The sequence below is a fragment of the Ruminococcus sp. OM04-4AA genome (assembly GCF_003462585.1).
Taxonomy (GTDB): Bacteria; Bacillota; Clostridia; order Lachnospirales; family Lachnospiraceae; genus Mediterraneibacter; species Mediterraneibacter faecis.
Genome location: NZ_QTZH01000002.1, coordinates 157,885 through 169,066 on the forward strand (window position 1 = coordinate 157,885; position 11,182 = coordinate 169,066).

At 43.0% G+C, this 11,182-nt stretch carries 13 protein-coding genes; 10 read left to right on the forward strand and 3 right to left on the reverse strand.

The window, feature by feature from the left end; translation table 11 throughout:
* Positions 1-5: 5 nt before the first annotated feature.
* The 4 genes from DXB52_RS01615 (at position 6) to sigF (ending at position 3,047) form a co-directional block, all read left to right on the forward strand.
* The gene (locus DXB52_RS01615) at positions 6-1,469 is read left to right on the forward strand and encodes a tetratricopeptide repeat protein (RefSeq protein WP_118106343.1); all 1,464 of its coding nucleotides are present in this window, start codon (positions 6-8) and stop codon (positions 1,467-1,469) included.
* A gap of 101 nt (positions 1,470-1,570) precedes the next feature.
* Complete coding sequence (locus DXB52_RS01620; protein WP_117540794.1) at positions 1,571-1,882, forward strand: STAS domain-containing protein; 312 nt, start codon at positions 1,571-1,573, stop codon at positions 1,880-1,882.
* The gene (spoIIAB, locus tag DXB52_RS01625) at positions 1,882-2,349 is read left to right on the forward strand and encodes an anti-sigma F factor (protein ID WP_117540792.1); all 468 of its coding nucleotides are present in this window, start codon (positions 1,882-1,884) and stop codon (positions 2,347-2,349) included. The genes DXB52_RS01620 and spoIIAB overlap by 1 nt, the downstream gene beginning before the upstream one ends.
* A complete protein-coding gene (sigF, locus tag DXB52_RS01630; protein WP_054751597.1) occupies positions 2,328-3,047 on the forward strand; it encodes an RNA polymerase sporulation sigma factor SigF in 720 nt (239 codons plus the stop codon). The genes spoIIAB and sigF overlap by 22 nt, the downstream gene beginning before the upstream one ends.
* 3 nt (positions 3,048-3,050) lie before the next feature.
* On the opposite strand, the gene DXB52_RS01635 is transcribed toward sigF, so the two are convergent.
* From DXB52_RS01635 to DXB52_RS16080, 3 genes are read right to left on the reverse strand one after another with little or no spacing between them, the layout of a single operon-like run.
* On the reverse strand, positions 3,051-3,470 hold the full coding sequence (locus tag DXB52_RS01635; RefSeq protein ID WP_117824845.1) for a stage V sporulation protein AB: 420 nt from the start codon (positions 3,468-3,470) through the stop codon (positions 3,051-3,053).
* Positions 3,467-4,105, reverse strand: coding sequence for a stage V sporulation protein AA (locus DXB52_RS01640; RefSeq protein ID WP_118106345.1), 639 nt, complete (start codon positions 4,103-4,105; stop codon positions 3,467-3,469). The genes DXB52_RS01635 and DXB52_RS01640 overlap by 4 nt, the downstream gene beginning before the upstream one ends.
* Entirely contained in the window at positions 4,095-4,268 is a 174-nt protein-coding gene (locus tag DXB52_RS16080) for a hypothetical protein (RefSeq protein ID WP_181984156.1), read from the reverse strand. The genes DXB52_RS01640 and DXB52_RS16080 overlap by 11 nt, the downstream gene beginning before the upstream one ends.
* Positions 4,269-4,431: 163 nt before the next feature.
* Here DXB52_RS16080 and DXB52_RS01645 point away from each other — a divergent pair, with 163 nt between their 5' ends.
* The 6 genes from DXB52_RS01645 to DXB52_RS01670 are packed head-to-tail and all read left to right on the forward strand — an operon-like array spanning position 4,432 to position 11,006.
* Complete coding sequence (locus DXB52_RS01645; protein WP_118106347.1) at positions 4,432-5,283, forward strand: class II fructose-bisphosphate aldolase; 852 nt, start codon at positions 4,432-4,434, stop codon at positions 5,281-5,283.
* 43 nt (positions 5,284-5,326) lie between these two features.
* Positions 5,327-6,400, forward strand: coding sequence for a LacI family DNA-binding transcriptional regulator (locus DXB52_RS01650; protein ID WP_118106349.1), 1,074 nt, complete (start codon positions 5,327-5,329; stop codon positions 6,398-6,400).
* Between the two features lie 13 nt (positions 6,401-6,413).
* Positions 6,414-7,931, forward strand: a complete 1,518-nt coding sequence (gene xylB, locus DXB52_RS01655; protein WP_118106351.1) for a xylulokinase — start codon at positions 6,414-6,416, stop codon at positions 7,929-7,931.
* A gap of 38 nt (positions 7,932-7,969) precedes the next feature.
* Complete coding sequence (locus DXB52_RS01660; RefSeq protein WP_117960557.1) at positions 7,970-9,019, forward strand: galactitol-1-phosphate 5-dehydrogenase; 1,050 nt, start codon at positions 7,970-7,972, stop codon at positions 9,017-9,019.
* Between the two features lie 21 nt (positions 9,020-9,040).
* A complete protein-coding gene (gene pfkB, locus DXB52_RS01665; protein WP_330677887.1) occupies positions 9,041-10,009 on the forward strand; it encodes a 1-phosphofructokinase in 969 nt (322 codons plus the stop codon).
* The gene (locus DXB52_RS01670; RefSeq protein WP_015528207.1) at positions 10,002-11,006 is read left to right on the forward strand and encodes an aldo/keto reductase; all 1,005 of its coding nucleotides are present in this window, start codon (positions 10,002-10,004) and stop codon (positions 11,004-11,006) included. The genes pfkB and DXB52_RS01670 overlap by 8 nt, the downstream gene beginning before the upstream one ends.
* The last annotated feature ends 176 nt before the right edge of the window (positions 11,007-11,182 follow it).

Consider the following 11,182-nt stretch of genomic DNA (forward strand, 5'->3'; position numbering starts at 1 on the left):
TATAAATGGATTACACAAAGAAGATCATGTATCAGTCAAATTCCTGGTACAATGATGGACTGCGCAAAGCCCAGGTGAGAGATATGTCCGGGGCAATTGTTTCCTTGCAGCAGAGCCTGCAGTATAATAGGGAGAATATTGCGGCGCGGAATCTTTTAGGTCTTGTGTATTATGGCATAGGGGAAGTTTCAGAAGCTCTTGTGGAGTGGATCATCAGTAAGAATCTGTGCCCAAGAGATAATATTGCGGATTATTATATTAAAAAAGTACAGAATTCAGCGAATGAACTAGAATCACTGAATCAGGCGATTAAGAAGTTTAACCAGTGTCTGGTTTACTGTCAGCAGAACGGGGAAGATCTTGCGATCATCCAGTTGAAACAGGTGATCGCGTCTCATCCGACATTTTTGAAGGCGTATCAGCTTCTGGCTCTGATCTATATACAGATGAATCAGAATACAAAGGCAAGACAGATTCTTATAGAAGCAAAGAAATTAGATACAACAAATGAACTGACACTGACCTATCTAAGAGAAGTCACAAAACAGCGTGGCAGACACGGGAAGGATGCAGAGAGAAGTTTCCGGAAACCAAAAAGTGCAGCAGTAGAATATAGTCTTGGAAATGAGACGATCATTCAGCCAAAACGTTCTAAGATCCGGGACATGGCACAGCAGCTTGCATTTGCCAATATATTGATCGGAATGGTTCTTGGTGCTGCTTTGATCTGGTTTCTTGTTGCTCCGGCGGTGAATCAGAACCGCTCGGAGAAGTTGAATAATCAGATGCGTGCATACAGTGAACAGATCAACACACTGGAAGCACAGGTGAGTGCCCAGACAAGAACACTGGATCAGTATCGAACAGCCGGAGACGAGGCACAGAAAGCAGTTGATCAGGCAAAGGCAACATCTGACAGCTATGAGAAACTGCTTCAGGTTTCAAGTCAGAGCCGTTCCGGAAAATATAGTTATACGGATATGGCAGACGCGCTGCTTGAGATTACAAGAGATTCTCTTGGAGACAGTGGAAAAGAGATGTATGATACACTTTCTGATTCTATTTTCCCAACAGCATGCAAGAGAAGATATGCAGCCGGTGTAGATTCACTGGAATCAGAGGACTATGATCAGGCGATTGAGTACCTGACGAAGGTTGTGAAGATGGACGAAAGTTATAATGATGGACAGGCTATTTATCGTCTGGCACAGGCTTATCAGGGAAAAGGTGATACAGAGAATGCAAAGACCTGGTATCAGAAGATGGTAGATACTTATAATAATTCCAGATATATTGAGGATGCGAAAAAGCAGCTTGCAATTCTGAATGGAGATGCCAGTGCAGATACAAGTTCAGATAGTAGTTCAGTATCAGAGGACTCAGAAAATTCTGATAACTCCAATAGCTATGATAATTCTCAGGATAATGGAAATTCCGATAATTCTGACAATACAGAGGATAACGAATAAGATTACGAAGGAAAAGGATATGCGAAGAAGCATATCCTTTTTTAGCGTACGGATTCAGGTAATTAAATGGAAAATGAGAAAAGCAGGAGGCATGAAAATATATGAGATATCAGGTACAGGAAAATTGTCTGACGATCTATCTTCCAAGAGAGGTAGACCATCATAATGCAGATGAAATCAGGAAAGAAGCGGATGCAGTGATCAGCAGAAATCATATCAGATATGTGATCTTTGACTTTGACAGGACAGATTTTATGGATAGTTCAGGAATTGGAATCATTATGGGGAGGTATAAGACCGTTAGTCTGATCGGAGGAGAAGTCTGGGCGGTACATACGAACGAAAGAATCCGGAAGATTCTTACATTTTCAGGAGCAACAAAGATTATGCAGATTTATGAGGGGGAAGATTGATGGAGGCGAGTAATACACAGAATAATGAGATGGAGATCCGTTTTGACAGCAGATCAGAAAATGAGGGATTTGCCAGAGTATCAGTAGCATCCTTTTTGACACAACTTAATCCAACGGTGGAAGAAGTGGCAGATGTGAAGACTGCAGTGTCAGAAGCTGTAACGAATGCGATTATCCACGGATATGAACAGCGAGTAGAGACAGTAAGGATACACTGTAGTATAGAAAACCAGCTTTTTACAGTAGAAATATCGGACCGTGGGAAAGGTATTGCAAATGTAGAAAAAGCAATGGAACCGATGTTTACAACAAAACCGGAGGATGATCGGTCAGGAATGGGATTTTCTTTTATGGAAGCATTTATGGATAGTGTGGAAGTAGAGTCCAAGGTAGGGGAAGGAACCAGTGTAAAAATGACTAAGACAATAGGTAAAGGGAGCAGAATATGGACGACACAATCGCTTTAATCAGAAAGTCACATGACGGAGATAAAAAAGCGAGAGAAGAACTTGTCGAGAAAAATATAGGTCTTATCTGGTGCGTAGTAAAGCGATTTTACGGAAGAGGTGCAGAACCGGAAGACTTGTTTCAGATTGGAAGCATTGGACTGCTTAAGGCAATTGATAAATTTGATCTTTCTTATGAAGTACAGTTTTCAACCTATGCTGTTCCAATGATATCCGGAGAAATCCGACGTTTTTTGAGAGATGACGGAATGATAAAAGTCAGTCGTTCATTGAGAGAGCTGTCCTATAAGAGTCTGCAGGCGAGAGAAAAGATGACCAGGATACTCGGGAGAGAACCGACATTGAAAGAATTATCAGAAGAGCTTCAGATAGATTGTGAGGAGATCGTCCAGGCAATGGAGTCGTCAGTGGAGGTAGAATCCATATATAAGCCGATCCATCAGAAGGAGGGAAGCGAGATTCTTCTGATGGATAAGCTGGAAGAAAAAGACAGACAGGAAGAAAAGGTGCTTGACCGGATTGTATTAAAAGAAGTACTGGAAACACTTGAAGCGAAGGAACGGACGATCATTTATCTGAGATATTTTGCAGGAAAGACGCAGGCTGAGATAGGAAAGAAAATGGGAATGTCTCAGGTGCAGGTGTCAAGGACAGAAAAAAAGGTGCTGGAGCGGATGCGGAAAGAAATGAAGCGGTAGAGTTTACCATCTCTTCCAAAAAAACAATCCTGCTCCGATTCCTTTCCCTAATGCAACCATTACCACAAACACTGCGAGATACCGGACAATCCTTGCCCGTCTCATAAAAATGGGAAATACATTCAATATTTCTGCAAGTGCCATTGCCCAGCAACCAACAAAAATCCCTCCGAAAAGTCCATAAATTGCAAGAAATATCATTCTTCCAGGAAGATTAACTTCAAAAATCTGAAACAGGTTTCCAAGGATTGCACCGGCTGCTACCATATCTTCATAAATTAAAATATGATTGCCGGTATGGGTACGATCTGCAAAATCTGAGATCACACCAAGTTCCACAATGAAAGAAAAGACACCGCCAGCTACTACCATTCCGGCACTTAAACCAAGCAATGCCAGGAAAATTATCTGCAACAAGTTCATTTTCCAACCTCCAGTTCTTTCTTTTGTCGTGTGGCATTTTCTACTAAAGTTGTCTGGATATCATTTTCATAAAGACGCATCTGTACTTCCATCGGTGTAGGATCTACTGTAAAGCGTTTCTTACCAAAATGATTAAAAAATATTAGAATCCCGATCGCAAGCCCTATGGAATACGTGACTTCCAGAACAGAAAAACCATCTGTCTTCTTTCCCATGATCAGTTCATAAATCTGACCAAACAGCTTCGTTACCCCAACATCATTGTTGAATGCCATGATCGAGAAGGCAGATCCAAAGAAAATCACTGCTGATACCAGTATTACCTTTAAAATGTGCCAGAGAAGCGGTGGTGTTTTCTGATTTTCATAAGTAACAATAATATCTGTTTCTCCCAGATTCTGAATCTCAAGTCTGGGATACTGTTCATGAATACAGGCAATGATTTTCAACACGGAAATTACATAGCGCTGTTCTTTTTCCTCCCGGATCTTCAAGATCCGCAAAGTTTTTACTTTCATCAGGATGGCCTTGTCGGAACACTCCATATTCAGGAGGTCTCCTAACAAGATGTTTTGCTTTGATACCTCAACATTCCTGTCTGCTTTGAGATAAAGAGTTGTTGATTCAGATGCCATGGACGATCACCTCCAGTTTCTTATCCGGTAACGAATATTTCACAAGATATCCCTCATCACTTTGCATTTTCTTCTGCCCTTTCCAATAAAACAGACCAATAACAACTGCGCAGAGTAAGAGGATGATTAAAGCAAACCATCTCTTTTTCGTTCTGTTTTTCATTTCATCAGACCTCCTGAAGTGTTTTTTTACATTATTTGCAGCTTTAATAAAAATATACTTACATTCATTTTGTAATATCTTGACAATCAGTAAATCCTGCACTAAAATAAATACATAAGCAAAACCGAAACGTTTCGGTTTTAAAAATAAGGAGGACGATACGATGCCATTAGTTACATCAGAAAAGATGCTTTTAGACGCAAAGAAGGGTGGATACGCAGTAGGCGCATTCAATGTAGAGAATATGGAGATGGTTAAAGCAGTCATCGCCGCAGCGGAGGAGCTGAACGCACCGGTGATGCTTCAGACAACACCTTCTACTGTAAAGTACGGAACATTGGAGACATTTGCAGGAATCGTGAAAGCAGAAGCTGCGAAAACAAAGATCCCGGTATGCCTGCATCTGGATCACGGCAATAGCTTTGAACTTGCAGTCCAGGCAATGAAAGCTGGTTACACATCTGTTATGATTGACGGTTCCCACGAAGATTTTGAGAATAATATCGCAGTGACGAAGAAGGTTGTAGATGTAGCAAATGCATTTGGCATTCCGGTAGAAGCTGAATTTGGTAAAGTTGGCGGAAAGGAAGACGACCTTGAGGCTGATGCTGATACGAACACAGATCCGCAGGAAGCGAAAGAATTTGTAGAGCGCACAGGAGTTTCCTCTCTTGCAGTAGCGATTGGAACAGCGCACGGCTTTTATGTAGGAACCCCGGTTCTTGACAAGCCAAGAGTAAGCGCGATCAAAGAAGTTGTAGATGTTCCGCTCGTGCTTCATGGAGCTTCCGGACTGAGTGAAGAAGATGTAAGAGAATGTGTAGAGCGTGGAATGTGTAAAGTCAACTTTGCTACTGAGCTTCGTGTTGCATACACAGATGCCGTGAAGAAACTGCTTGAAGAGAAGCCAGAGACATTCGATCCGAAGAAACTCGGTGTTGTTGCGATGGAAGCCGTAAAAGAACAGGTGATCGCACGCATGAAGATGTGCGGATGTGATGGAAAAGCAGAATAAAATGAGTAATAGCTTACAAGATACAGAATAAGGAAATAAGCTTATGGGTGCAACGATGAAAGACATTGCCCGAGAGACAGGGCTTGGACTTGCAACAATTTCTTCTTATCTAAATGGAGGAAATGTGCGTGAGAAAAATAGAATCAAGATTGAAGAGGCAATTGAGAAGCTTCATTTTGAGGTAAATGAAGTTGCAAGAGGATTAAAGACAAACCGAACGAAGACCATCGGAATCATCTTGCCCGAGTTAAACAACATTTTCTTTTCAGAGATCATTACAGCAGCGGAAGATTTATTAAGAAGTCATGGATATGCGACGATGATCTGTGACTGCAGATCCGATGTGAAGCGAGAAGAAGAGGCGGCAGAATTCCTTCTTCACAGAAGAGTGGATGGCTTGATCATGATGCCAACCGGAGCAGAGAAGAAAGTATTTGATAGATTTAGAAAATCCGGAAGACCGGTTGTATTGATCGACCGAAGGATGGAGAACGGAGATTGTGACTGCGTTCTTGTAGATAATGAAGGAGCTGCGCAGAACGCAGTGAAACAGCTGATGAAAAAAGGCCATAAGAAGATTGGTATGATCACAGGACCGGATAATGTATATACAGCCAGAGAACGTCAACGAGGATATGAGCTTGCGCTGCAGGAATCATCAAAAGCTCAATCAGAACAACAATCAGATTTAAAAGACAAAACAGATAGAAAAGATACAAAACTTCTGGCAGATGGTAACTACACGATTGCCGGAGGAGCGAAAGCAATGCGCAAGCTTTATGAAGACAATCCGGATATGACAGCAGTATTTATCTCCAACTACGAGATGACAGTCGGAGCAATGATGGAGATCAATGATCTTGGAATTAAAGTTCCAAAACAGTTGTCTGTGATTGGATTCGATAATGTGGATTTTGCAAGAGCTGTAGTACCAAGACTGTCAATCGTGACACAGCCAACGGAACAGATTGGGCAAGCGGCAGCGAATCTGTTATTGAGCCGTCTCGAAGATAAGGATGAAACATCAGATAAAACATCAGACAAAACAGAAACAACAGAGACAATCTGGCTGAAAACCGGATTCGTAGAAGGAGAATCAGTGGCGGATATTTCATAAAGAGGAGGAGACCATGGGAGAATATTTATTAGGAATAGATATCGGAACCAGTGCCTGCAAGATTGCAGTCTTTGCAAAAGACGGAACCGTCAGGGCAACCGGAACCGGTGATTATCAGGTCTATTACCCATATCCTGGATGGGCAGAACAGAATCCGGAAGAATGGTGGGAAGCAGTTTGCGATGCAATCCCAAAGGTGCTCGCAAAGGGAAATATTTCCCCGGAAGAGATCAAAGGAATCGGGATCGATGGGCAGAGCTGGTCTGCAATCGCAGTAGATAAAGACGGAAATGTACTTACGAATACCCCAATCTGGATGGACACAAGAGCCACAGATATCTGTGAAGAATTCAATGAAAAGATTGGGAAAGACAAGATCTTCGAGCTTTGCGGCAACTCTTTGCAGCCGTCTTATACAACTGCAAAGATTATCTGGTATCAGAGAAACCTGCCGGAAGTCTATGCAAAGACTTATAAGATCCTTCAATCCAACAGTTATATTGCATACAAACTGACCGGTGTGATGACACAGGATCTTTCTCAGGGATATGGCCTTCACTGTTTCGATATGAGAACAGGAACCTGGAAGGAAGAGATGTGTCAGAAATTTGGATTTTCTTCTGAGCTATTGCCGGAAATTCATGCCTGTCATGAAGTGATCGGTGAGGTAAATGAGAAAGCTGCGAAAGAAAGCGGACTGGCGGAAGGAACACCGGTCGTGGCCGGAGGACTCGATGCAGCATGTGGAACTCTCGGCGCAGGAGTGATCCACAGCGGAGAGACACAGGAACAAGGTGGACAGGCAGGTGGAATGAGTATCTGTACCGACCAGTATCGTGCCGATGAGCGGTTGATCCTTGGATTTCATGTCGTGCCGGATTGCTGGCTCTTACAAGGCGGAACAACCGGAGGCGGCGGAGTGATGCGCTGGCTTGAACGGGAGTTCGGAGCTTACGAAAGAGAAGAAGGAAAACGTCAGGGAAAAAGCTCACTGGATTTATTTAATGAAGAGGCGGCAGCAGTAGCACCGGGAAGTGACGGAGTGATCTTCCTCCCATATATGTCCGGTGAGAGAACTCCAATCTGGGACCCAAACGCAAAAGGTGTCTACTACGGATTAGATTTCAGTAAGACAAAAGGACACTTCATCCGTGCGGCAATGGAAGGAACAGCATATGCATTGAAGCATAACCTTGATGTTGCGGAAGAAGCCGGAGCGAAAGTAGAAGTCCTGCGTGCGATGGGCGGATCAGCAAACTCCTTGTTGTGGACACAGATCAAGTCTGACATCACAGGAAAACCAATTGTTGTTCCATCCTCTGACACAGCAACAACACTCGGTGCAGTGATCCTTGCCGGAGTCGGAATCGGAATGTACAAAGACTTTGACGAGGCGGTGAAGCTTACTGTTGAAGAGAAGCGTTCCCACGAACCGAATAATGAAAACAGAAAAGTTTATGATAGAAATTACGAAACATATATAGAGCTTTATAAACAATTAAAGGACACTATGGCGAAAAACCATGAATAAGAAAAATTAACAAAAGATCAAAAAGGAGGATCTTGAAAATGAAAGCAGCAGTTGTATGCGCCAACGAAGACGTACAGTATCTTGATTACGAAGAACCGACACCGGGACCGGGCGAAGTTAAGGTCAAAGTAAAATGTTCCGGTATCTGCGGATCTGATATTCCACGAGTACTTCATAACGGAGTTCATTTCTATCCAATCGTACTTGGACATGAGTTCTCAGGAGATGTTGTAGAAGTAGGTGAAGGTGTAACAAAGGTTAAGGTTGGAGATCACGTATCCGGTGCACCGTTGAAACCATGTATGAAATGTGATGACTGTCAGAACGGAAACTTTTCTCTGTGCAAACATTACAGCTTTATTGGTTCCAGAGAGCAGGGATCCAATGCCGATTATGTAGTTATCCCAGAGCAAAATGCAGTTGTATATGATCCAGGCATTCCGTATGAACAGGCGGCCATGTTTGAGCCTGCAACTGTAGCGATCCACGGAGTGTTCCAAAATGATTATCAGGGCGGACAGTATGTTGCAGTACTCGGCGGCGGAACGATCGGAATGTTCACAATGCAGTGGTGCAAGATCTTCGGATCCAAGAAAGTTGTAGTTTTCGACATCAGTGATGAGAGACTTGAACTTGCGAAACGTCTTGGAGCTGACGAAGTTGTCAACACAACGAAAGGGAATTTCATGGAAGAGGCAATGGCGATCACAGGCGGCAAAGGATATGGATTTGTATTCGAGACAGCCGGACAGGTTCCGACCATGCATATGGCCTTTGAGCTTGCAGGAAACAAATCCCATGTATGCTTTATCGGAACACCACATGTGAATCTTGAGTTCACACCGGCAATGTGGGAGAACATGAATCGTAAAGAGTTCAAACTGACAGGATCCTGGATGTCCTACAGCGCACCGTTCCCGGGCAAAGAGTGGGAGCTGACAGCACATTACTTTGCAACAGGACAGCTGAAATTCGACAAAGGATTTATTTACAAAATGGTTCCGATGAGTCAGGCACAGGAAGCATTCCAGATGTTTAAGACACCGGGACTTGTACAGGGAAAAGTAATGCTTGTAAACGAAGATTAATCAGAGAGGGGGACAAGAGCTTTGATCTGTCAAAGCTCTGTACCGAATATGATACTTACAGTAACATTAAATGCAGCAATCGACAAAAGATATGTTGTGGAAGGCTATCAGGTCGGTGAAGTCAACCGTGTGAAAGAATGTGCGTATACGCCAGGTGGAAAAGGATTAAATGTATCCAAGCCGGCATCTATCGCAGGAGCGGAAGTGGTCGCAACAGGATTTGTCGGAGGTCATGCAGGAAATTATATCGAAGACGCGCTGAAACCATTTGGAATCAAGAGTGAATTCTATCATCTGGAAGAAGAGAGCCGATCCTGTATCAACATATGGGATGAAGTTAATCACGTGCAGACAGAATTTCTTGAGCCGGGATTCACGGTATCTGAGGAAGAATTTGAGGGATTCGAAAAACATTTCACAGAACTGGTGAAGAAAGCAGATGTTGTTGCTATGTCAGGAAGTGTTCCAAAAGGACTTGACGGAACAGCTTATCAGCGTCTTGTAAGAATCTGCAAAGAAGCAGGAAAGAAAGTCATCCTTGATACAAGTGGAAAACTGCTTGAGATGGGAATCGAGGCAAAGCCGACGATGATCAAGCCCAATATTGATGAGATCCGTATGTTGACAGGAAAAAGCTGCGACAACTTCCAGGATATGGTAGACGCGGCAAAACAGATTCATGCAGATGGAGTCGAGATCGTAGCAGTGTCACTCGGTGGAGACGGTTCCTTTGTCGTATGTGACGACGGAATCTTTCGCGCACGCGTGCCGAAGATCGATGCGGTAAACACAGTAGGATGCGGAGATTCCATGATCGCCGGGTTCGCTCTTGGACTTAGCGAAGGACTTTCGGTTGAAGAGACATTGAAGAAAGCAAGTGCGATCTCAGCGGCAGCAGCACTTAGAGAAGAAACAGGCTTCTTTGTAAAAGAAGATATGGAAAAGATTTATCCACAGGTGGAAATTGAAAAGGAGAGTTATCATGGGTGAATTTATTAATCCGGCAGATGTGCCAAAAGTAAAATTCTACACAGGTGATGAAGCACCATGTATCGGAATGGGAACCTTTGGTTCCGACAGATTTACAGCAGATCAGATTGCTGAAGCAGTAGACGGAGCAATCAAAAGCGGATACCGCATGTTTGATTGTGCCGCATGCTACGGAAATGAACCGGAGATCGGTAAAGTATTTAAAAATGCATTTGATGAGGGAATCGTAGAACGTAAAGATCTCTTTATTATGACAAAAGTATGGAACGATATGCACGAACATGTCGAAGAAGCTTGCAAGAAAAGTATCGCAGATCTCCAGTGTGATTATGTGGATATGTATTATATTCACTGGCCATTCCCGAATTACCATGCACCAAAATGCGATGTAGAGTCAAGAAATCCGGATTCTAAACCATTCAGTGTGGAAGAATTCATGAATACATACAGACAGTGTGAAAAACTCGTCGAAGACGGACTGACAAGATTCATCGGAATCTCCAATATGACAATTCCGAAACTCGAAGCAGTACTTCCATTGATGAAGATCAAACCGGTTGCCTGTGAGCTTGAGATCCATCCTTGCTTCCAGCAACAGGAACTTTACGATTACCTCGTAGCACACGATATCCAACCGGTAGGGTATATGCCAATCGGTTCTCCGATGAGACCGGAGAGAGACATGTGTCCGGAAGATGTAGCAGATCTGCAGACCCCGGTTATGCAGGAGATTGCGAAGGCTCATAACTGCCACCCGGCGATCATTGCACTGAAATGGGCAAGACAGAGAGGCGAGATCGCAATCCCGTTTTCACTTCACAATTATGTAAGCAACTTAAAAGCAATGACAGAAGATCCGCTGACAGAAGAAGAGATGGCGAAGATTGCAACACTCGAAAAAGGAAACCGCCTTGTAAAAGGACAGGTGTTCTTGTGGCATGGAGCAAAAGACTGGCATGATCTTTGGGATGAAGATGGAGAAATCGTGACATTGTAAAAAATAAGATAAAATGATGTTGAGAGATACAGTTCTTGTAGGAAGGTGAGACTTTTTACAGGAACTGTATTTTTATTTATAAAAAAATTAATTTTTTTTCTTTGAACTGGCATAACATTTAAAAAGTTGAAAATATACTCCTTAAGGAGTATAGTAAAAACATAATAAGTTATCAC